This is a genomic window from Pseudomonas sp. PS01298, assembly GCF_029959745.1.
Classification (GTDB): domain Bacteria; phylum Pseudomonadota; class Gammaproteobacteria; order Pseudomonadales; family Pseudomonadaceae; genus Aquipseudomonas; species Aquipseudomonas aylmerensis.
In genome coordinates this window covers 17,848-38,735 of sequence record NZ_JASCPP010000065.1, presented here as the reverse complement: position 1 = coordinate 38,735, position 20,888 = coordinate 17,848, and the positions used below count along the sequence as shown (strand labels likewise).

17 protein-coding genes are annotated in these 20,888 nt (G+C 63.1%); 12 read left to right on the top strand and 5 right to left on the bottom strand.

The window, feature by feature from the left end:
- Positions 1-118: 118 nt before the first annotated feature.
- Positions 119-1,045: a serine O-acetyltransferase EpsC gene (gene epsC, locus QMX97_RS20855; protein ID WP_065899585.1), complete on the bottom strand. Its 927-nt coding sequence runs from the start codon at positions 1,043-1,045 to the stop codon at positions 119-121.
- 166 nt (positions 1,046-1,211) lie between these two features.
- Here epsC and QMX97_RS20850 point away from each other — a divergent pair, with 166 nt between their 5' ends.
- The 12 genes from QMX97_RS20850 to QMX97_RS20795 all read left to right on the top strand — a co-directional run bounded on the left by QMX97_RS20850 (position 1,212) and on the right by QMX97_RS20795 (position 13,225).
- The gene (locus QMX97_RS20850) at positions 1,212-2,207 is read left to right on the top strand and encodes a D-cysteine desulfhydrase (RefSeq protein WP_282397516.1); all 996 of its coding nucleotides are present in this window, start codon (positions 1,212-1,214) and stop codon (positions 2,205-2,207) included.
- 282 nt (positions 2,208-2,489) lie between these two features.
- Entirely contained in the window at positions 2,490-3,284 is a 795-nt protein-coding gene (gene tcyJ, locus QMX97_RS20845) for a cystine ABC transporter substrate-binding protein (RefSeq protein WP_120447382.1), read from the top strand.
- Positions 3,284-3,949, top strand: a complete 666-nt coding sequence (gene tcyL / locus QMX97_RS20840) for a cystine ABC transporter permease (protein ID WP_065899582.1) — start codon at positions 3,284-3,286, stop codon at positions 3,947-3,949. The genes tcyJ and tcyL overlap by 1 nt, the downstream gene beginning before the upstream one ends.
- 3 nt (positions 3,950-3,952) lie before the next feature.
- Positions 3,953-4,699, top strand: coding sequence for an L-cystine ABC transporter ATP-binding protein TcyN (tcyN, locus tag QMX97_RS20835; protein WP_201143319.1), 747 nt, complete (start codon positions 3,953-3,955; stop codon positions 4,697-4,699).
- 379 nt (positions 4,700-5,078) lie between these two features.
- Entirely contained in the window at positions 5,079-5,855 is a 777-nt protein-coding gene (locus QMX97_RS20830; protein WP_282397515.1) for a hypothetical protein, read from the top strand.
- Positions 5,856-6,042: 187 nt separating this feature from the next.
- On the top strand, positions 6,043-7,284 hold the full coding sequence (locus QMX97_RS20825) for an SfnB family sulfur acquisition oxidoreductase (protein ID WP_282397514.1): 1,242 nt from the start codon (positions 6,043-6,045) through the stop codon (positions 7,282-7,284).
- 25 nt (positions 7,285-7,309) lie between these two features.
- Complete coding sequence (locus QMX97_RS20820; RefSeq protein ID WP_201143318.1) at positions 7,310-8,503, top strand: SfnB family sulfur acquisition oxidoreductase; 1,194 nt, start codon at positions 7,310-7,312, stop codon at positions 8,501-8,503.
- Positions 8,503-9,855, top strand: a complete 1,353-nt coding sequence (locus QMX97_RS20815; protein ID WP_282397513.1) for an LLM class flavin-dependent oxidoreductase — start codon at positions 8,503-8,505, stop codon at positions 9,853-9,855. Before QMX97_RS20820 ends, QMX97_RS20815 begins: the two co-directional genes overlap by 1 nt.
- A gap of 70 nt (positions 9,856-9,925) precedes the next feature.
- Entirely contained in the window at positions 9,926-10,741 is an 816-nt protein-coding gene (locus tag QMX97_RS20810) for a MetQ/NlpA family ABC transporter substrate-binding protein (protein WP_065899576.1), read from the top strand.
- Positions 10,738-11,853, top strand: a complete 1,116-nt coding sequence (locus QMX97_RS20805) for an ATP-binding cassette domain-containing protein (protein WP_106805453.1) — start codon at positions 10,738-10,740, stop codon at positions 11,851-11,853. The genes QMX97_RS20810 and QMX97_RS20805 overlap by 4 nt, the downstream gene beginning before the upstream one ends.
- A complete protein-coding gene (locus tag QMX97_RS20800; RefSeq protein ID WP_016974994.1) occupies positions 11,843-12,487 on the top strand; it encodes a methionine ABC transporter permease in 645 nt (214 codons plus the stop codon). The genes QMX97_RS20805 and QMX97_RS20800 overlap by 11 nt, the downstream gene beginning before the upstream one ends.
- Before the next feature lie 108 nt (positions 12,488-12,595).
- Positions 12,596-13,225, top strand: a complete 630-nt coding sequence (locus tag QMX97_RS20795; RefSeq protein ID WP_106805454.1) for a class I SAM-dependent methyltransferase — start codon at positions 12,596-12,598, stop codon at positions 13,223-13,225.
- Here QMX97_RS20795 and QMX97_RS20790 read toward each other — a convergent pair.
- The 4 genes from QMX97_RS20790 to QMX97_RS20775 all read right to left on the bottom strand — a co-directional run bounded on the left by QMX97_RS20790 (position 13,219) and on the right by QMX97_RS20775 (position 20,854).
- Positions 13,219-15,393, bottom strand: coding sequence for a glycoside hydrolase (locus QMX97_RS20790; RefSeq protein WP_282397512.1), 2,175 nt, complete (start codon positions 15,391-15,393; stop codon positions 13,219-13,221). The genes QMX97_RS20795 and QMX97_RS20790 overlap by 7 nt on opposite strands.
- Before the next feature lie 228 nt (positions 15,394-15,621).
- Entirely contained in the window at positions 15,622-18,687 is a 3,066-nt protein-coding gene (locus QMX97_RS20785; RefSeq protein ID WP_282397511.1) for an efflux RND transporter permease subunit, read from the bottom strand.
- Positions 18,684-19,754 carry an efflux RND transporter periplasmic adaptor subunit gene (locus QMX97_RS20780; RefSeq protein WP_282397510.1) on the bottom strand — a complete coding sequence of 357 codons (1,071 nt, stop codon included), beginning with the start codon at positions 19,752-19,754 and terminating at the stop codon, positions 18,684-18,686. The genes QMX97_RS20785 and QMX97_RS20780 overlap by 4 nt, the downstream gene beginning before the upstream one ends.
- Positions 19,751-20,854, bottom strand: a complete 1,104-nt coding sequence (locus QMX97_RS20775; RefSeq protein WP_106805456.1) for an efflux RND transporter periplasmic adaptor subunit — start codon at positions 20,852-20,854, stop codon at positions 19,751-19,753. Before QMX97_RS20775 ends, QMX97_RS20780 begins: the two co-directional genes overlap by 4 nt.
- Positions 20,855-20,888: the final 34 nt, after the last annotated feature.

The window sequence follows — 20,888 nt, the reverse complement described above, 5'->3', positions numbered from 1 at the left end:
CATTCCAACTGTGGGAGTGGGCTTGCTCGCAAATGCGCTGGGTCAGCCGATGATTCATTGACAGATACTCCGCATTCGCGAGCAAGCCCGCTCCCACAGGGGATGTGTGCAGTTTTTTTTACTTCTGCGCCCCATCATCATGCTGCAGATTCGCCTGGGTGATATTCGCCCCCGCCGGGACGCTGCGGGTCAGCCACACATTGCCGCCAATCGTTGAGCCCTTGCCGATGGTGATCCGCCCCAGGATCGTTGCCCCGGCGTAGATCACCACGTCATCCTCGACAATCGGGTGACGCGGGTGGCCCTTCTGCAACTGCCCATCCTCATCCGCCGGGAAGCGCTTGGCGCCCAGGGTCACGGCCTGGTAGATACGCACCCGCTCGCCGATGATCGCGGTTTCGCCAATCACCACGCCGGTCCCGTGGTCGATAAAGAAACTCGGGCCGATCTGCGCACCCGGGTGGATATCGATACCGGTGGCCGAGTGGGCGATTTCCGCGCTGATCCGCGCCAGCAGCGGCAAACCGGCGCGATACAGATGGTGCGCCAGGCGATGGTGAATCACCGCGAGGATTCCCGGATAGCACAGCAGCACCTCATCCACACTGCGCGCGGCCGGGTCGCCGTGATAGGCGGCCAGCACGTCGGTGTCCAGCAGGCTGCGCAGGGACGGCAAGGCCAGGGCAAAATCCTGGATCAGGCGGATGGCCAGGGCGTCGACCGCGCTGTCATCCTGGCCGCCCTGGCGCGCGGCGTAGCGCAGTTCCAGGCGCGCCTGTGCCAGCAAGGCATTCAGGGCGACGTCGAGGGTATGGCCGACGTAGAAATCTTCACTTTCTTCACGCAGGTCCACCGGCCCCAGGCGCATGGGGAACAGCGCACCGCACAGTGCCTCAAGGATCTGCGCGACAGCCTCGCGGGACGGCAACTCGCGGCCGCCATGCTCGCCGCTCAAGCGGCCATTGCGCGTTCGCCACTGGTCCCGGGCGCCGCGCAGTTGGCTGACGATGGTCTGTAATTGCCAATGACTGGAACGCTCACTCACGGTCTTCACTCCTGACGAAATGGCCATCACTTTACGGTATGCACCCTGGCCGCCCTTAAGAACCAATGGTGCGATGCTAAGAACTTCACGGAATAAGCGATTGGCGGTTGCCCGATGAAAAGTGCCTGCCTATAGTCGGCCAATCATTCAGTCACCGTGCGTAGCCATGATCAAACAACAGCTCGACCGTTTTAACCGCCTGGAACTGCTGGGCGGTGCCACTGCCCTGGAAAAACTCGAGCGGCTGTCGGCCTGGTTGGGCAGGGACATCTACGTCAAGCGCGACGACACCACGCCGCTGGCCATGGGCGGCAACAAACTGCGCAAACTCGAATACCTGGCGGCCGATGCCCTCGCCCAGGGTGCCGACACCCTGGTGACCGCCGGCGCGATCCAGTCCAACCACGTGCGCCAGACCGCCGCCCTCGCCGCCAAGCTCGGCCTGGGTTGCGTAGCGTTGCTGGAAAACCCCACCGGCACCGAAGACCCCAACTACCTGGGCAACGGCAACCGCCTGCTGCTGGACCTCTTCGACGCCAAGGTCGAATTGGTGGAAAACCTCGACCATGTCGACGACCAACTGAATGCCCTCGCCGACCGCCTGCGCAGCAACGGCAAGAAGCCGTACCTGGTGCCGATCGGCGGCTCGAACGCCCTCGGCGCCTTGGGTTACGTGCGCGCCGGCCTTGAGCTGGCGGCGCAAATTGAAGACAGCGGCATCGAGTTCTCCGCCGTGGTGCTGGCGTCCGGCAGTGCGGGCACCCACAGTGGCCTCGCCCTGGCCTTGAGCGACGTGCTGCCGAACCTGCCGGTGGTTGGCGTGACCGTGTCGCGCACCGAAGAAGCACAGTTTCCGAAAGTGCAGGGCCTGGCCGAACGCACCGCCGAGTTGCTGGGCGTAACGGTGCCCGAGGCGTTCAAGGTGATTCTCTGGGACGAATACTTCGGCCCCCGTTATGGCGAGCCGAACGCCGGTACGCTGGCAGCCATCAAGCTGCTCGCCAGCCAGGAAGGCCTGCTGCTGGACCCGGTCTACACTGGCAAGGCCATGGCCGGCTTGTTGGATGGGATCGGGCGTCAGCGTTTTGAAGAGGGTCCGATCATTTTCCTGCATACCGGCGGGGCGCCGGCGTTGTTTGCCTACAACTCGGTATTCAATTGAATTAACGCGGACTAAAAAATGTGGCAGCTGGCTTGCCTGCGATAGCGGTGCAAAGGTCAGCACATCGGTAGCTGACAGAGCGCCATCGCAGGCAAGCCAGCTCCCACATTAAATAGCTCGCATATTCGATAATCGAATATCAATTTAGATTTATATTATTTTCAAGTCTTAAAAACCCGCTCTATCATCGCGCCGTAGGCGAAGACGCGCTACGCGCTTTAAGGCAGGATACGACTACTGCGTCACCTGCTTCGCTCAACATAAAAAACACAGGGGCTCTTCATGACTATTTCTGTATTGCGTCGCACGTTGTTGGTTGGCACTTTGGGCCTGGCACTCGGGGCTGGCCTGCTCGGCCAGGCAGTGGCCGGCGAGCAGTTGAACAGCATCAAGAAAGCCGGCGAGATCAAGATCGGTCTCGAAGGCACCTACCCACCGTTCAGCTTTGTCGATGAAAGCGGCAAGCTCAGCGGTTTCGAAGTCGAGCTGTCCGAGGCACTGGCCAAAGAGCTGGGCGTGAAGGTCAAACTGCAAGCCACGCCATGGGACGGTATCCTCGCCGCCCTGGAATCCAAGCGCCTGGACGCCGTGGTCAACCAGGTGACCATCTCTGAAGAGCGCAAGAAGAAATACGATTTTTCCAAGCCTTACACCGTCTCGGGTATTCAAGCGCTGGTGCTGAAGAAGAATGTCGACAGCATCAAGACCGCCGACGACCTGGCCGGCAAGAAAGTCGGTGTGGGCCTGGGCACCAACTACGAGCAATGGCTCAAGGACAACCAGCCTAAAGCCATCATCAAGACTTACAACGATGACCCTACCAAGTTCCAGGACCTGCGCATCGGCCGCATCGACGCCATTCTGATCGACCGCCTGGCCGCTCTGGAATACGCCAAGAAAGCCCCGGACACCGCCACCGCCGGCGATGCCTTCTCCCGCCAGGAAGCCGGTATTGCCCTGCGCAAAGGCGAGCCTGAACTGCTCGACGCGGTGAACAAGGCCCTCGACAAGCTGCGCGCCGACGGCACCTTGAAGAAGCTGTCCGAGAAGTACTTCAACGCTGACGTCACTCAATAATGGAAGCAGGTTTCCAACTCGCGCTGGACTCCGCGCCCTTTCTACTCAAGGGCGCGTACTACACGGTGATTCTAAGCCTTGGCGGGATGTTTTTCGGCTTGCTGCTGGGCTTCGGCCTGGCCTTGATGCGCCTGTCGCGCTTCAAGTCAGTGAGCTTGCTTGCCCGCGTCTACGTGTCGTTCTTTCGCGGCACGCCCTTGCTGGTGCAGCTGTTCCTGATCTACTACGGCTTGCCGCAAGTGGGCATCGAGCTGGATCCGATCCCGGCGGCCCTGATCGGCTTCTCGCTGAACATGGCCGCCTACGCCTGTGAAATCCTGCGCGCGGCCATCAGCTCCATCGAGCGTGGCCAGTGGGAAGCCGCGGCCAGTATCGGCATGACCCGTGCGCAGACCCTGCGCCGGGCCATTCTGCCGCAGGCGATGCGCACGGCTTTGCCGCCGTTGGGCAACAGCTTTATTTCGCTGGTCAAGGACACCGCGCTGGCGGCCACCATCCAGGTGCCCGAACTGTTTCGCCAGGCGCAACTGGTGTCGGCACGCACCTTCGAAATTTTCACCATGTATCTCTCCGCTGCCCTGATCTACTGGATCCTGGCGAGCATCCTGGCGCATTTTCAAAATCGTCTGGAAGACCGGGTCAACCGGCATGACCTGGAGTCCTGAAGCATGATCGTGGTTGAAAAACTGACCAAACAATTCAAGGGTCAGGTGGTACTCAACGGCATCGACCTTGAGGTCAAGGAAGGCGAAGTCATCGCCATCATCGGCCCCAGCGGTTCCGGCAAGACCACCTTCCTGCGCTGCCTGAATTTCCTCGAGCAACCCACCAGCGGCCGCATCAAGGTCGGGGACATCGAGATCGACAGCAGCAAGCCGATCAATCAGCAGCAAACCCTGGTGCGACGCCTGCGCCAGCACGTCGGCTTTGTGTTCCAGAACTTCAACCTGTTCCCCCATCGCACCGCGCTGGAAAACGTCATCGAAGGGCCGACCGTGGTCAAGAAGATGCCGCGCGAAGCCGCTGAGGCCTTGGGGCGCAAGCTGCTGGCCAGGGTTGGCCTGGCGGGCAAGGAAGACGCCTACCCTCGACGCCTGTCCGGTGGCCAGCAACAGCGCGTGGCGATTGCCCGCGCGTTGGCCATGGAGCCGGAAGTGATCCTGTTCGACGAACCGACCTCGGCGCTCGACCCGGAGTTGGTCGGCGAAGTACTGGCAACCATCCGCAGCCTCGCCGAGGAAAACCGCACCATGGTGATCGTCACCCACGAGATGAGTTTTGCCCGTGACGTGGCCAACCGGGTGATCTTCTTCGACAAAGGGGTGATCGTGGAGCAAGGCGAAGCCAAGGCGTTGTTCGCCAACCCCAGGGAAGAACGCACGAAGCAGTTCCTGAGCAAATTCCTCGCCCACTGACGCTCTCCCGGGCTTGTGTGCGAGCTGGCTTGCCGGCGATAGCATCACTGCGGTGTGGCGGATCCACCGAGGTGCCTGCATCGCGGGCGAGCCCTGCTCCCCCCTGAGCGCGTTCCTACGCGAAGTCCTCGTTTCAACGAGTAAAACGCCCCGCCACACACCCGCTGAAATCCCCCTCACAGTCAGACCCTTCTGAATCTGCAGCAACCCGCCGTTTAGCCCTTTGCCGCCATTGACGCCCCTTGGCCAACCCTCTTATCTAGCACTCAGAGGATTGGATCCTATCCCGGCTATTTTCTGAATCGTTCATTTCGACCCCGTGCGCACCCGCGCCAAGGGGCCGGAACGATTGCTGCTGGCTGCATCAAGGAGATTACTTATGACGCGCACCGCCACCCCGGCCATGCTCAACGCCCCGACGTTGCCCCAGGCACTTCGCAACGGCATCAATGCCCTCGCCGCCACTCAGTTGCAGGTCGATATCGCGCCGTACCCCGGCATGGATGAAGGCGACCTGATCGAGCTGTTCTGGAACAACTGCTTTGCGGCTTCACGGCGAGTCACGGCCGGCAAGGTCGGCACGTCGACGCGCCTGCGCGTACCGGAAAGTTTTGTGCAGGACGGCCCGGCGCAGGTGCACTATCAGGTCATGCAGATCGGCCATGGCCCTGCGCGCTCGGCGACCACGCAGGTGCGCGTCAAGACCCAATGCCCGGGCGGGCAGCCTGCACAGCTGTACAGCGACGAAAACCACAACCTCGCCCCCGTCGGCCTGCCCGAGACGATCCGCCGCTACGGCGTCAACAGCAGCCAGGTGCGGCGCGGCATTCCCCTGACCATCGAACCCTACCAGCACATGACCACCGGCGATGCCATCACCCTGCGCTGGGGCGATGTGCGCATGGACCTGCCAAGCATCCAGGCCAAGGCCGTTGGCCTGGCCGTGCAGGTCTGGGTGCCGTCGACGGTGATTGTCGAAGCCGGCGACGACTGCCGGCTGGAGGTGACGTACTGCATTCTGGACCGCGTCGGCAACAATTCCCGCTGGGCACCCGCTCGCACGTTGAGGATCGCCGCCTGGGTACCCGCCCGCCCCGGCGGGTCCGCGCAGAGCTATCAGCCACGCCCCCTCGGTTCACCCTGCGAACCTGGATGACAGACCTTCTATGCATATTCCCAAAAGTTAGTTTATTTAAATATTTAACACGCTTAGGGTATATGCACCGGACCACCGGACATTCCTGATTTTCCTGTTGTCATTTCATTGAATGCGAGGTCGGTATGGTCAGAATTACCCCGGTGCATAACGCCAGGGCATTACGTGCAGCCAAGGAGCGGCGCTGATGTCTAACTTGGCTCTAACACCCCCCCAGAGTGATCTGGACGTAGCCCCTCTGTTGTTGCCGGCCGTCGTGCTGCGCAACGATGCAGAGGCGCTGAACGCCGCCCATGAGCTGGCCCAGGCTGCGCGCCTGCAAGCCGCCAAGCGCGACCAGCAACGCAAGTTGCCGTGGGCACAGATCGAGCAGTTCACCCGCAGTGGGCTGGGCAGTATTTCCATTCCCCGCGAATACGGCGGCCCACAGGTGTCATTCACCACCCTGGCCGACGTGTTCGCGATCATCAGCGCGGCCGACCCGGCCCTCGGACAGATCCCGCAGAACCATTTCGGCATCCTCCACGTGCTGCAGGGCGCCGCCACCGAGCGCCAGAAAAAACAGATGTTCCAGAGCGTGCTCGACGGCTGGCGCATCGGCAACGCCGGCCCGGAGCGCGGCACCAGGAACACCCTGGAACTCAAGGCCCGCATCACCGCCGAGGGTGACGGCTACGTGATCAGCGGCCAGAAGTTCTACTCCACCGGCGCACTGTTTGCGCATTGGGTTGCGGTGAAGGCGCTCAACGATGACGGCAAGCAAGTCATGGCGTTCGTGCGCCGTGGAACCGAGGGGCTGCGCATCGTTGACGACTGGTCCGGTTTTGGCCAACGCACCACCGCCAGCGGCACCGTGCTGCTGGACCGGGTGCCGGTGGACGCCGAGCTGGTGGTCGACAACTGGCGCCTCGGCGAAACCCCGACCATCCAGGGCGCCGTGTCGCAGCTGATCCAGGCCGCCATCGATGCCGGCATCGCCCGTGGCGCGCTGGATGACACCATTGCCTTCGTGCGTGAGCACTCGCGCCCGTGGATCGACGCCAAGGTCGAACGGGCCAGCGATGACCTGTACGTGATCGCCGATATCGGCAAGCTGAAAATCGAACTGCACGCCGCCGAAGCGCTGCTGCGCAAGGCTGGCCAGGTGCTGGACCAGGTCAGTGCCGCGCCGATCACCGCGCAGTCCGCCGCCCGTGCGTCAATTGCCGTCGCCGAAGCCAAGGTGCTGACCACTGAAGTGTCGCTGCTGGTCAGCGAAAAGCTCTTCGAACTGGCCGGCAGCCGCGCCACCCTCGCCGAATTCAACCTCGACCGTCACTGGCGCAATGCCCGCGTGCATACGCTGCACGACCCGGTGCGCTGGAAGTATCACGCGGTGGGCGCTTATCGCCTGAACGGCACCTTGCCGGCTCGTCACTCCTGGATTTAACCGACCAGACCTCTGGAGAATACGCATGACCCTTTCTCATCACGTCGCGGTTATCACCAGCGACGAACAAGCCCTTATTGTCGCCAGCGACCTGGCCGAAGACTTCCGCCGCGACAGCGCCCAGCGCGACCGCGAGCGCCGCCTGCCGCTGCCTGAACTGGACGTGTTTTCGCGCTCCGGCCTGTGGGGCATCAGCGTGCCCAAGGAATACGGCGGCGCCGGTGTGTCCAATGTCACGCTGGCCAAGGTCATCGCACTGATCGCCCAGGCCGACGCCTCGCTGGGCCAGATTCCGCAAAACCATTTCTATGCCCTGGAAGTGCTGCGCGTAAACGGCACGCCGGCGCAGCAACGCCGCCTCTACGCCGAAGTGCTCGCGGGCCAGCGTTTCGGCAATGCCCTGGCGGAACTGGGCACCAAGACCGCCCATGACCGCGTCACCAAAATCACCCGCGACGGCGACGGCTTTCGCATCACCGGCCGCAAGTTCTACTCCACCGGCGCGATCTACGCCCAGCGCATCCCTACTTCAGTGGTGGATGAACACGGCGTGCAGCAACTGGCGTTTGTCCCCCGTGACAGCGAAGGCCTGAGCGTGATCGACGACTGGAGCGGCTTCGGCCAGCGCACCACCGGCAGCGGTTCGGTGGTGTTCGATAACGTCTGGGTCGCCGCGCAAGACGTGATCCCGTTCCAGAGCGCCTTCGAGCGCCCGACCACCGTCGGCCCGCTGGCGCAGATCCTCCACGCCGCCATCGACACCGGCATCGCCCGCGCTGCCTTCGAGGACGCGCTGCACTTTGTGCGCACCAAGACCCGCCCGTGGATCGACTCCGGTAACGACAAGGCCACCGAAGACCCGCTGACCCTCAAGAGCTTCGGCCACCTGAGCATTCGCCTGCACGCCACCGAGGCATTGCTGGAGCGCTCCGGCGAATTCCTCGACCGCGCCCAGGCCGACAGCAACGCCGAGACCGTGGCGGCAGCCTCCATCGCCGTCGCTGAAGTGCGCGCCCTGAGCACCGAGATTTCCCTGGCCGCTGGCAGCACGCTGTTTGAACTCGCCGGCAGCCAGGCCACCCTCGCCGAGCATGGTCTCGACCGGCACTGGCGCAACGCCCGCGTGCACACCCTGCACGATCCGGTGCGCTGGAAGTACCACGCGGTCGGCAACTACTACCTCAACGATGAAAACCCGCCACTGCGGGGGACCATCTGATGGCGAAGAAAAAGATCCTGCTCAATGCCTTCAACATGAACTGCATCGGGCATATCAACCACGGCCTGTGGACCCATCCACGGGACACCTCGACCCAATACAAAACCCTCGAGTACTGGACCGACCTCGCGCAAACCCTGGAGCGCGGGCTGTTCGACGGTTTGTTCATCGCCGACATCGTCGGCGTGTACGACGTCTACCAGAACTCCATCGATGTGCCGCTCAAGGAGTCGATCCAGCTACCAGTGAATGACCCGCTGCTGCTGGTCTCGGCGATGGCGGCGGTCACCCGGAACCTCGGTTTCGGCCTGACTGCCAACCTCACCTACGAGCCGCCGTATCTGTTCGCCCGGCGCATGTCCACCCTCGACCACCTGAGCCGTGGCCGGGTCGGCTGGAACATCGTCACCGGCTACCTCGACAGCGCCGCCAAGGCCATGGGCCTTACCGAGCAGGTCGAGCATGACCGGCGCTACGACCAGGCCGATGAGTACCTGGAGGTGCTCTACAAACTCTGGGAAGGCAGTTGGGAAGACGACGCGGTGCTCAACGACCCACAGGCGCGGGTGTATGCGCAGCCGGGCAAGGTGCACAAGGTCGAGCACCATGGCGAGTTCTACCAGGTGGAGGGTTATCACCTCTGCGAGCCTTCGCCACAACGCACGCCGGTGCTGTTCCAGGCCGGCAGTTCGGAGCGTGGCTTGCTGTTCGCCGGGCGCCACGCCGAGTGCGTGTTCATCAGCGGGCAGAACAAAGCCGCGACCAAGGTCCAGGTGGACAAGGTGCGCGCCAGCGCGGTCGAGGCCGGGCGCGACCCGGACGCCATCAAGGTGTTCATGGGCCTCAATGTGATCGTGGGCGCGACCGAGGAACTCGCCTGGAAGAAGCACGCCGAGTACCTGAGCTACGCCAGCCCGGAGGCGGGCGTGGCGCACTTCTCGGCGTCCACCGCGATTGATTTTGCCCAATACGAACTCGACGAACCGATCCAGTACGTGAAGAGCAACGCGATCCAATCCGCCACCAAGAATCTGCAAAACAACGACTGGACCCGACGCAAATTGCTTGAGCAACACGCCTTGGGCGGTCGCTATATCACCCTGGTCGGCTCGCCCGAACAAGTCGCCGACGAGCTGGAGTCGTGGATCAGCGAAACCGGCCTGGATGGGTTCAACCTCACGCGCATCGTCACCCCGGAAAGCTACGTCGACTTCATCGACCTGGTGGTGCCCGAGTTGCAGAAGCGCGGGTCGTACAAAACCGAATATGCGCAAGGGACGCTGCGGGAAAAAGTCTTCCGCGGCACTGCCCGCCTGCCCGAACAGCACACCGGCTCCACCTACCGCCACTGAACCCTGGAGGAGCCGGCTCCTACAGTTGATCGCGTTATTAACATCGACACCTTATGACTGGAAAACCACTATGAAAAAGACGCTCCTCACTCACCCAGTCAAAGCACTGGTCCTGGCCTTCGGCTTGTTCAGCTCGGCGGTGTTCGCGGCCGATGCGCCGTTGAAAATCGGCACTACCGCCGCCTTCGCGATTCCGCTCGAAGCCGCCGTGGCCGAAGCCGGCAAGCAAGGCCTCAAAGTCGAACTGGTGGAGTTCACCGACTGGATCGCGCCCAACGTCAGCCTGGCCGCCGGCGACATCGACGTGAACTACTTCCAGCACATCCCGTTCCTGGAAAACGCCAAGGCCGCCGCCGGCTTTGACCTGGTGCCGTACGCGCCGGGCATCATCAACAACGTCGGGCTGTATTCGAAGAAGTACAAAAGCATCAACGACCTGCCCCAGGGCGCCAGCGTGGCGATTGCCAACGACCCGATCAACAGCGGTCGCGGCCTGCAACTGCTGGCCAAGGCCGGCTTGATCACGCTCAAGCCGGGCGTGGGCTACAAGGCTACTGAAGAAGACATCGTCGCCAACCCGAAGAAGATCAAGATCCTGCAAGTCGAGGCCGTGCAACTGGTACGCGCCTATGACGACGCCGACCTGGTGCAGGGCTACCCGGCGTATATCCGCCTGTCCAAGACCTTCGATGCCGAGTCGGCGCTGCTGTTCGACGGCCTCGACCACCCGGAATACGTGATCCAGTTCGTGATCCAGCCCAAGAGCAAAACCGACCCGCGTGTGATCAAGTTCGTCGACATCTACCAGCACTCGCCGGTGGTGCGCGCCGCGTTGGATAAATCCCTTGGCAAGCTCTACCAAGTGGGCTGGGAAGATAAAAAATGACCGCCGCCCACTCTCAACTGCGCGACCTGGGCTTGCCGCCCAGGGACGCCGAGCAGACAGAACTGCACCCTGACCTGAACCGCGCGCACGTGCGCTTTATCAACCTGGGCAAGACCTATGACGGCAACGTGCATGCCCTGCAAGGCATCGACCTGGCGATCCAGCGCGGTGAAGTGTTCGGCATCATCGGCCGCAGCGGCGCCGGTAAATCCTCGCTGATCCGCACCATCAATCGCCTGGAGCAACCGAGCAGCGGGCGGGTGCTGATCGATCAGGTGGACATCGGCGACTTCGATGAAGACCGCCTGGTGGCGCTGCGGCGGCGCATCGGCATGATCTTCCAGCACTTCAACCTGATGTCGGCCAAGACCGTGTGGCAGAACGTCGAGCTGCCCCTCAAGGTCGCCGGCGTGCCCAAGCCCCAGCGTGAGCAGAAGGTGCGCGAGCTGCTCGAACTGGTCGGCCTGCAGGACAAACACAAGGCCTACCCGGCGCAGCTTTCGGGCGGGCAGAAACAGCGCGTGGGCATCGCCCGTTCGCTGGTGCACGACCCCGAGATCCTGCTGTGCGACGAGGCCACTTCGGCCCTTGATCCGGAGACCACCCAGTCGATCCTCGGCCTGCTGCGCGAGATCAACCAGCGCCTGGGCCTGACCATCGTATTGATCACCCATGAGATGGCGGTGATCCGCGAAATCTGCGACCGCGTGGTGGTGCTCGAGTACGGTCACATCGTCGAGCAAGGCCCGGTCTGGGAAGTGTTTGGCAACCCGCAACATGAGGTCAGCAAGACCCTGCTGGCGCCGCTGCAACACGGGCTGCCGCAAGAGCTGCAAAACCGTCTGCAGCCCACGCCCGGCCAGGCAGACGCGGCGGTCGTGCTGCGCTTGCAGTTCACCGGCAACGACACCGACGAGCCGGACCTGGCCGCCTTGTTCGCGGCCCTCGGCGGGCGCGTGCGCTTGCTGCAGGGCGGTGTGGAACGCATCCAGGGCCACGCGCTGGGGCAATTGCTGCTGGCGGTGAATGGTTCACCGCACGACGCCGACGTGCTGCGCAGCCGCGCCGGTAACTGGGCACAACAGGTGGAGGTGCTGGGTTATGTGGTTTGATCGTTTAGTACAAGGCGCCATCGACACCCTGTTGATGGTCGGCGTGTCTTCGTTGATCGCGTTGCTGGTGGGGATTCCGCTGGCGGTGTTCCTGGTCACCAGCGACAAGGGCGGGATCTATCAGGCCCCGGCGCTGAACCGCGTGCTGGGAGCGTTCGTCAATCTGTTCCGCTCGATTCCGTTCCTGATCCTGATGGTGGCGCTGATCCCGTTCACCCGGCTGATCGTCGGCACCACCTATGGCGTGTGGGCAGCGGTCGTGCCGCTGACCATTGCCGCTACGCCGTTCTTTGCGCGCATCGCCGAGGTGAGCCTGCGTGAGGTCGACCACGGCCTGATCGAAGCGGCGCAGGCCATGGGCTGCCGGCGCTGGCACATTATCTGGCATGTGCTGTTGCCGGAGGCGCTGCCGGGGATTGTCGGCGGTTTCACCATTACCCTGGTGACCATGATCAACTCGTCGGCCATGGCCGGCGCGATTGGTGCGGGTGGCCTGGGTGACATTGCGTACCGCTATGGTTACCAGCGCTTTGACACGCAGATCATGCTCACGGTCATCGTGCTGCTGGTGATTCTGGTGGCGGTGATTCAGCTGGGTGGCGACCGGTTGGCGCGGGTGCTGAACAAGCGCTGAGTATTGGGGGCTGCTGTGCAGCCCCACGCGTGGCAAGCCCGCTCGCCACAGGGTGGGTCGATCGATTGGGGTATAGTCGGGCCCTCTCAGTGCCCGGTATTGCTCACCATGCCTCTCAAGCCCGACGACCTCGACCAGATCACGTCCACCACCCTCGGCCACTACAACAGCGTGGCCGAGTCTTTCCGCGAAGGCACCCGCGACCACGATGTGAGCCAGAACATCGACGCGCTGCTGCGGCATATCCAGGGGACGGCGCCGTTCACCGTGCTGGATTTCGGCTGCGGGCCGGGCCGGGATTTGCAGACGTTTACCCGCCTGGGTCACATCGCTGTCGGCCTCGACGGCTCCGAGCGCTTTGCGCAGATGGCGCGCGAGGACAGTGGTTGTGAGGTGTTGCAGCAGGACTTCCTCAAGCTGGACCTGCCGGTCGAGCGCTTCGACGGGATATTCGCCAATGCGGTGCTGTTTCATATTCCCAAGCAGGAATTGCCGCGCGTGCTCAAACAGCTGCATGGCGCGCTGAAGCCTGGCGGTGTGTTGTTCAGCTCCAATCCCCGCGGTGAAAATCGCGAGGGCTGGAATGGGCCGCGCTATGGGTCTTATCACGACCTGCAGGCGTGGCAGGCCTTACTGACGGCGGCAGGGTTCGTGGAGTTGGAGCATTACTATCGGCCGGCCGGGTTGCCTCGGGAGCAACAACCGTGGCTGGCGAGTGTGTGGCGCAAACCTCAGTAGGAGCCCACCTGATAGACCTGGGGCGGCTGCCCCTCGACTAACGCTGTCACACTCCGCGCGGCAAAATCCGCGACCAACCGCGTGCCATCGGCAAAAGTGGTTTCCTGCACTTGCCTGTCCGCCGTCAGCCAACGAAACCCCGTCATCGCCTGGGTTGCCAGCCGCTGGTGCAACGGCCGGAAAAACCGATCCTGGCGCTGTATCAGCGGCAGCCGCTGCTCAATCGTCGAAGCACTCAGGTGATACAACGGCGGCACGTTGTACAGCAGTTGGGTCAACTCATTCTCAGCCTGCACATTGGTCAGCTTCAGGCTGTCGAACAGCCAATGGTGAGTGGTGATGACCGAGCCGTGGAACACCGCCTGGTACAGCGGCAGGCGCATGGTCGGCGCGAAATACACGGTACGAAACGGCTCATTCAGCGGGACCGCCTTGAAGAACACCGTCGGCTGCTCAGGCGGGTACCAGTTGCCGACGTAATAGGGCGACTGCTTGTCCTGGGTCATCTGGCGATCGCCCCAACCGATCACCGGCGTCTGCATACCGTGGGCGAACAGAATGCCCTGGGCGGTGACAGCGTTGCCATCTTCGGAACCGGCAGGCAGCTTCAGCGCAGTATTCAGCCAGCGGGACGCGTCAACATTGCCTTCGGCATTTTGCGGCTGGGTCATTGGCGCGCCATCACGATAGCTGTCAAACAGCATGCTGGTGGCGTAGGCATCGAGGAACCAGGCGTTGAAACCCGCCTTGGCTTGCACCGCCTTCACCCGCGCTTCCAGCAGCGGCCGTACGCAGCGCGGGTCGGTGTAATGGCCGGATTGCTGGAAGCCGGTCTTGAACGTGCCGTCTTTCAGCACAATGGCACAGTCGCGATAGGCCTTGCTGCCCAGGTGGGCGGTGGTCCAGTCCGGATTTTCGGTGGTGGATAACGCGGTTTCATAGGAGTCGTACGGGGCCATCAGGTAACCGGCGTTGACGCCCGCCTGAATCGCTTCCGGGTGCCAGAGGCCGCCCTCCCAGCCTTCGCCTAGGGTCAGCAGCAGGCGCTTTAGCCCAGCATCTTGCAGCGCCTGGACGGTCTTGGCCGACAGCGTGCTGCCCCAGGTCTCGGGGCTGTCACTCAAGGCGCCCGCAAACGCCATCGCCAATTCACGGCGCAAGACGCCATAACCTTCGGCCAGTTTGAGCATGTCCGGCTCGTCGGTGGCCAACCAGGTTTGCCGGGCCTTTTGGTTGATCGCCGCGTTGAAGCCGCGCAGCAGCACGGACTTTTGATAGCGATCCAACGTGCCGGTTTGAGCCAGCACCTGCGCGGCCTCTTTGTCCAATCTGCCCTTGAGCTCATGACCACGCAGCACCTTCACCAGCAGCGGCCAGTCACGCACATCCTCCGACCCCAGCAGGTCATTGCCCCACAGGTAGACATGACTGGCGCCCAGCAGCTTTTCGGCTTCGGGCGTGTTTCGCAGTTTGTCCGCCAAGGGTTCAAAACGGCCCTGCTCCACCAACCATTGACGGTAGCGCTTGGCGCCGGCCAAGGGATCGGCTTCCCCCAGGTGCAGCAGCAGGGTCATCGGTGCGTCCGGGTCGAGCGCGGTAAATTCATGGGCCACTGACAGCGCCATTCCTGCCTGCCAGCGCAGGCGATTGTTGTAGGGATTGGTCAGCAACCAGTTCAAGGTGAACCGCCCGTGGTCCAACCCCCACAGAGGCAGGCTGAGGTCCTGGGTCGTGTTGAAATCACCTTGCTCCAGCAAAAACGCTTTCCACACAGCATTATCGGCCGGCACGTAATGCCCTTCGGCCAACGGCCACATCAGCCCTTTGCCCAGGGCACTGGCAGGTTGCTGAAGAATGGTCAACTTGCCCGGCTCCCGCGCGCGAAGGGTCAACTTCAGATCACGCTGCTCAAGGCTGGCGCTCACCCGAAAGGCGCCGTCGTCCCAATGCCAGCTCGCTTGCTGATCGCGCTGTTCAAGCTGGCTGACAGCACGGGCCGCTACGCCGCTGGAGGCTTCTACGCCCGGTTGACCGTTCGGTGTAACGCGGATGGCTAGAGTGGCCGGCTCGATTTCGACCCGCCACAGGGCGTTTTCCAGAACGGTGGCGAATGTCAGCGGCGAGAGCAGGAGACCGCAGAGCAACGTTATTGAACGCAAGTAGCGCATGGGATTCGGCCCGGACGAAGTGAAAGTCGGCAGGGTAAACCACTCGATGGCGTGCAAGAGTTGTACACGCTAATTCGGGAAGTTTCATACATGCCTCAAGGCCGGTGAGATCCACGCGTGGCACGGGAGCTTGCTCCCGCTGACTGCGCAGCGCGCCCCCGGCTTTTCAGGCGGCGCTCCACACCCCAACGCAAGCAAGCTTGCCCACCACAGCAAGCCTGCACATTTTCAACCACGTTTTTCCTGTTGCTCTGGCTTCGGCTCGCGAATCTTGTACCAAGCCACATACAGCGCCGGCAGGAACAGCAGTGTCAGCAACGTGGCGATGATGATCCCGCCGATCATCGCGTAGGCCATTGGGCCCCAGAACACTTCGCGGGCGATGGGGATCATGCCCAGGCTGGCCGCCGCCGCCGTCAGCAGGATCGGCCGGCGCCGGTGTTCGGTGGCTTCCACCACGGCGTCCCACGGCGTGTAGCCGTCGCGCTCGTAGGCATCGATCTGGGTCACCAGAATCACCGAGTTGCGGATGATGATACCGATCAGCGCCAGAATCCCGAGGATCGCCACAAAGCCCATCGGCGTGCCCGTGGGAATCAGCGCCAGCACCACGCCGATCAGCCCCAGCGGCGCGACACTCGCCACCAGGAACATCTTCTGCACGCTGTGCAGCTGGATCATCAGGAAGGTGGCCATCAAGAACAGCATCAGCGGCACCACGCTGGCAATCGGGCCCTGGGCCTTGCCGCTTTCTTCCACGGTACCGCCGGTGGCGACCTTGTAGCCCACCGGCAGGCCGGCGCTGAACTTGTCGATCTCGGGCTTGAGTTGCTTGACCAGGTCGGTCGGCTGCATCTCATCGCGCACCGACGCTTTGATCGTGATGGTCGGCTTGCGGTCGCGGCGCCACACCAGCGGCTGTTCAAGCTCGTAACGCACGGTGGCAAACGCCAGCAGCGGAATCGAGGTGCCGTTCGACGTGACGATCTGCAGGTTCTGCAAGGTTTCCGGGGTGCCGCGCTCGGCATCTTCGGCGCGGCCGACCACGTTGATCAGGTAGATATCGTCATGCACCTGGGTCACCGAGGCACCACTGACCACGCTGTTCATCAACTGCGCTACGTCTTCCGACGACAGCCCCAATTGCCGCGCCTTGTCCTGGGCGATGTCCACCCGCAGGACTTTGCCCGGCTCGTTCCAGTCGTAGATGATCTCGCCCAGGTGGGTGTTTTTATCCAGCAGGGTCGCCAGCTCGATGGCGTGCTTGCGTACCTGGTCGGTGTCTTTGCCCGAAACCCGATACTGGATCGGGCGTCCCACCGGCGGGCCCATCTCCAGCGGCTGTACAAAGCTGCCGACGCCGACAAAGTCATCACGCAGGCGTTTTTGCAGGCGCGCAATCAACGCCCCGCGCTCTTCCAGGCCCTTGCTGACGATGACCAACTGCGCGTAGTAGGGGTTTTCCAGTTGCTGGTCCAGCGGCAGGTAGAAACGGATCGCGCCCTGGCCGATGTAGGTGCTCCAACGCGTGATGTCCGGGTCGTCCTTGATGATCGCTTCGAGGCGGTCGACGGCCTTGCGGGTCTCGTTGATCGAGGCGTTTTGCGGCAGGTTGAGGTCGACGAGGATTTCCGGGCGGTCCGACGACGGGAAAAACTGGTTCTGCACAAACTGCATGGAGAACACCGACGCCACAAACAGGCCCACGGTGATGCCAATGGCCCACCAGCGGTTGCGCATGGCCCACAGCATGCCGTAATTGAAGCCACGCCCGATTCGCCCTGGCTCGTTGCTGTGGGGCTTCACGTTAGCGCTGAGGATATGCACGCCGATCACCGGTGCAAACAGCACCGCCACCACCCATGACACCAGCATCGCCACGGCAATCACCGCGAACAGCGTGAAGGTGTACTCGCCCGCCGAACTGGCGTTGAGGCCGATCGGTACAAAACCGGCGACGGTGACCAGCGTACCGGTCAACATCGGGAACGCCGTGGAGGTGTAGGCGTAGGTCGCCGCCTGCTCCTTGGTCTCGCCTTTTTCCAGGCGCGTGATCATCATCTCGACGGTGATCATCGCGTCGTCCACCAGCAGGCCGAGGGCGATGATCAATGCGCCCAGCGACACGCGCTGCATGGTGATGCCGCTGTATTCCATGAACACGAACACCAGCGCCAGCACCAGCGGAATCGAGCACGCCACCACCAGCCCGGCGCGCATGCCGAGGCTGATAAAGCTCACCACCAGCACGATGATCACCGCTTCGAACAGCGCGCTGGTGAAGCCGCCCACGGCCTCTTCCACCACTTCCGCCTGGTCCGACACCTTGTGCACGCCGACGCCCACCGGCAGGTCGGCGGTCAGCTCATCCATGCGTGTGTGCAAGGCCTTGCCGAACGACTGGATATTGCCGCCCTTCTGCATGGCGATGGCCAGGCCAATCGCCGGCTTGCCGTTGAAGCGGAACATGGGCCGCGCTGGGTCGACGTAGCCACGGCTGATGTCGGCAATGTCCGCCAGACGATAGAAACGGTCATTGAGCCGCAGGTTGACGTTGGCCAAGTCCTTTTCCGAGGCGAATTGCCCCGAAGTGCGCACCGAGATCCGCTCCGGCCCGGCTTCGATCACCCCGGCCGGCGTCACCGCGTTCTGCGATTGCAGGCTCTGCACCACCTGGCGCTGATCAATGCCCAGCGCCGCAAGTTTGCGCGTGGAGAAGTTCAGGTAAATCACTTCGTCCTGCTGGCCGATCATCTCGACCTTGCCCAAGCCCGGCACCGAACGGATCTCGGCACGCACCTGTTCCACGTAGTCGCGCAGTTGGCGCATTGACAAGCCATCGCCGGTAAAGGCGTACACCGAGCCGAACACGTCACCGAACTCATCGTTGAACGACGGTCCCTGCAGGCCCTGGGGGAAGGTGCCGCGAATGTCGTCGATTTTCTTGCGGACCTGGTACCAGATCTCCGGGATGGCCTTGGCGCTGGTGGTGTCCTTGAGGAACACGAATACCGTGGACTCGCCCGGCCGGGTGTAGCTCTTCACGTAGTCGAGGGAGTCGAGTTCCTCGAGTTTCTTCTCGATGCGGTCGGTGACCTGCTTGAGGGTTTCTTCCTGGGTCGCGCCCGGCCAGCGGGTCTGGATCACCATGGTCTTGATGGTGAACGACGGGTCTTCCTCGCGGCCCAGGTTCATGTAAGAGAACACGCCCATCAGCAGCGCGACGAACATCAAGTACCAGACGAAAGACTGATGCTTGAGGGCCCAGTCGGATAAGTTGAAGCTCCCTTTCATCGCGGGCTGTCCTCGTCGATTTTGACTTTCTGCCCGGGTTTCAGGCTGTTCACGCCGGCAGTGACCACACGCTCACCGGGTTTGACGCCGCCGCTGAGCAAGGCGCTGCTGGCGTCACGGCTGATGACCGTGACGTCACGCGGTTGCACGGTCTGGCTCTGGGTGTCGAGCAGCCAGATGCGGGTCTTGCCGTCGACTTCCTGCAAGGCGCTGATGGGCAATTCGATACGCGGTGCGATGGTTGAACTCAAGGTCACGCTGATCGCGGTGCCAAGACGAAACGCGGGCGGCGTCTCGGCCAGGGTCAGGCGCGCGCGACGCGTGCGCGTGGCGCTCTGGGCCTGGGGTTCGATCTCACGCACGACGGCGGTGGTGTGCACGCTGGGGTCGAGTTGCCCGGCCACCAGGAACACCACATCCGGCGGCAGGCGCTCGGCCAGGCCGGCGGGCAGGTCGATCACCGCTTCCTTGATGTCCGGGCGGGCCAGGGTGACCACTTGCTGGCCGGCGCTGACCACCTGGCCGGCCTCGGCGTTCCAGGCGGTGACGATGCCGGCGTGGTCGGTGCGCAGTTCGGCGTAGTTGAGTTGGTCCTTGGCCTGGTTGACCGAGGCCTGGGCCTGGTCGAGGGAAGCCTGGGTAGTCTTCAGGTCGGTCTGGGCCACGTCCAGCTGGGCCTGGGCACCGACGCCACGGTTGAACAGCTCCTGCTGGCGCCGCGCATTGGCCTGGGCGTTGATGAACTGCGCCTGCACGCGGGCAAGGTCGCCCTGGGCGGCACGCAACTGGTTTTGCTGGTCGGTGGGGTCAAGCACGGCGAGCAAGGCGCCCTTCTCCACTTCGGCGCCGACGTCCACGGCGCGGCGCGCGATGCGACCGGGCACACGGAAACCGAGGTTGCTCTCGTAGCGGGCCTGGATGGTGCCGGCGAAGCGACCGAGGTTTTCCTGGTCTTCGGACGTCACCTCCATCGACAGCACCGGGCGCAGTGGCTCGGGCGGCGGTTCTTCCTTGGAGCAGGCCATCAGCAACAAGCTGGCAGCGAGTACCACCGTCAACTGCTTCATGGTTGCACTCCTTGCGCCTGGGCCTGATCCGGCGGCTGGGCGATTTCCACCACCATGCCCGGATGCAGCAACTGCCCGCCGGCCACCACGACTTTTTCGCCACCCTTGAGGCCGTCGCTGATGATGACTTTGCCGGTGAGATAACGTGCCACGGTGACCTTGTGCAGTTGCGCCTTGCCGTCGCCGTCGATCAGCCACACGGCGGGTTCGCTGAGGTCTTTGGTCAGCGCCGCCCACGGCAGTTCGATGCTGGCCTTGGCCGGGCCATTGGCGGTGGCACTCACCACCGAGCCCAACTGCATGCCTTTGGGCAACGCCTGCAGGGCGATCTTCACTTGCACGGTGCCGGTGTTGGCCGCCACGGCCGGGGTGACTTCACGGACCTTGCCCACCGCCTTGATGCTCGGATTGTCGAGCAGGCTCACGGTGATCGGTGCATCGGGCGGCGGCTCGACCAGCAGCGATTCATACACGTTGAACACCGCATCGCGCTCGCCATCGCGGGCCAGGCTGAAGATCGGCACAGTGGCCTGCACCACCTGGCCGACTTCAGCCTGACGCGCGGTGATAATCCCCGGTGCATCAGCCACCAGCGCGGTGTAGCCGAGCTGCTCGCGGGCGTTGGCCAGTTGGGCCTGGGCGGCAGCCAGAGCGCTTTGGCTGCTGCGCAACGCGGCCTGGGCAGAATCGTATTCACTGCGGCTGGTATAGCCCTTGGGCAACAGTTTTTCCTGGCGCACGAACGCGGCGGCGGTCTGTTTGACCCGCGCCTGCTCGGCCACGACCTGGGCCTGGGCGGAATCGACGTTGGTCTGCAAGTCCTTGGGGTCGAGCCTGGCCAGCACTTGCCTGGCGCTGACGCGGTCACCGACATCCACCGTACGCTGGATGATCTTGCCGCCGACGCGGAACGACAAATCGGTCTGCACGCGCGCTTGGATGTCCCCGGTGAGCGTGACCGCCGCGGCGAAATCCGCCGGCTGCACGGTCTGCACAAACACCCGGGAATGCTGCTTGGGCTCGGCTTTGTCCTGGCCACAGCCGCTCAGCAGCGCCAGGAGGCCAAGGCTTAGAATAATGTTTGCAGTGCGACCGCCCATGCAGGCTCCTTTTGCGTGATGCCGACTTGCCAGT

What these genes read in the sequence shown, in the direction of transcription:
- QMX97_RS20775 (WP_106805456.1), bottom strand. Translation starts at nt 20,854, where the DNA reads ATGGGCGGTCGCACTGCAAACATTATTCTAAGCCTTGGCCTCCTGGCG.
- QMX97_RS20820 (WP_201143318.1), top strand. Translation starts at nt 7,310, where the DNA reads ATGACCCTTTCTCATCACGTCGCGGTTATCACCAGCGACGAACAAGCC.
- QMX97_RS20785 (WP_282397511.1), bottom strand. Translation starts at nt 18,687, where the DNA reads ATGAAAGGGAGCTTCAACTTATCCGACTGGGCCCTCAAGCATCAGTCT.
- tcyN (WP_201143319.1), top strand. Translation starts at nt 3,953, where the DNA reads ATGATCGTGGTTGAAAAACTGACCAAACAATTCAAGGGTCAGGTGGTA.
- QMX97_RS20780 (WP_282397510.1), bottom strand. Translation starts at nt 19,754, where the DNA reads ATGAAGCAGTTGACGGTGGTACTCGCTGCCAGCTTGTTGCTGATGGCC.
- QMX97_RS20825 (WP_282397514.1), top strand. Translation starts at nt 6,043, where the DNA reads ATGTCTAACTTGGCTCTAACACCCCCCCAGAGTGATCTGGACGTAGCC.
- QMX97_RS20795 (WP_106805454.1), top strand. Translation starts at nt 12,596, where the DNA reads ATGCCTCTCAAGCCCGACGACCTCGACCAGATCACGTCCACCACCCTC.
- QMX97_RS20850 (WP_282397516.1), top strand. Translation starts at nt 1,212, where the DNA reads ATGATCAAACAACAGCTCGACCGTTTTAACCGCCTGGAACTGCTGGGC.
- tcyJ (WP_120447382.1), top strand. Translation starts at nt 2,490, where the DNA reads ATGACTATTTCTGTATTGCGTCGCACGTTGTTGGTTGGCACTTTGGGC.
- QMX97_RS20790 (WP_282397512.1), bottom strand. Translation starts at nt 15,393, where the DNA reads ATGCGCTACTTGCGTTCAATAACGTTGCTCTGCGGTCTCCTGCTCTCG.
- QMX97_RS20830 (WP_282397515.1), top strand. Translation starts at nt 5,079, where the DNA reads ATGACGCGCACCGCCACCCCGGCCATGCTCAACGCCCCGACGTTGCCC.
- tcyL (WP_065899582.1), top strand. Translation starts at nt 3,284, where the DNA reads ATGGAAGCAGGTTTCCAACTCGCGCTGGACTCCGCGCCCTTTCTACTC.
- QMX97_RS20810 (WP_065899576.1), top strand. Translation starts at nt 9,926, where the DNA reads ATGAAAAAGACGCTCCTCACTCACCCAGTCAAAGCACTGGTCCTGGCC.
- QMX97_RS20800 (WP_016974994.1), top strand. Translation starts at nt 11,843, where the DNA reads ATGTGGTTTGATCGTTTAGTACAAGGCGCCATCGACACCCTGTTGATG.
- QMX97_RS20815 (WP_282397513.1), top strand. Translation starts at nt 8,503, where the DNA reads ATGGCGAAGAAAAAGATCCTGCTCAATGCCTTCAACATGAACTGCATC.
- QMX97_RS20805 (WP_106805453.1), top strand. Translation starts at nt 10,738, where the DNA reads ATGACCGCCGCCCACTCTCAACTGCGCGACCTGGGCTTGCCGCCCAGG.